The organism is Neisseria sp. P0001.S005, from assembly GCF_051963715.1.
Map to the genome: position 1 here is coordinate 1 of NZ_JBQCTZ010000975.1, position 269 is coordinate 269.

The following is a 269-nucleotide window of genomic DNA, read 5'->3' on the forward strand; positions in this document are numbered from 1 at the left end:
AAATATTGTTCGGGATGCTCGCGTACCCGCTCTTCGATGAAGTCGTTCATGCGCTGGGTGTCGGCTTCGACATTTTCAGTCGGGAAATTGTCCCAAGCCGGATGGAAGCGCAGGGTTACGGTATTGTCGGTTTCGCGCGTGGGGATGGCGGGAATGATTTTGGCTTTGGTCATGCCGGCGATACGGCTAAGGCCGGTAATCGTGGCCGTCTGAATGCCGAAGAAATTGACGAAAATGGAATCGTTGCGGCCGAAGTCTTGGTCGGGCAG

General features: G+C 55.0%; 1 protein-coding gene. It reads right to left on the reverse strand.

Annotated elements, in window-relative coordinates; all coding sequences use genetic code 11:
- Positions 1 to 269 (reverse strand): LpxL/LpxP family acyltransferase (locus tag ACTHSP_RS23740; protein ID WP_440347203.1); only part of this gene is annotated, 269 nt, incomplete at both ends.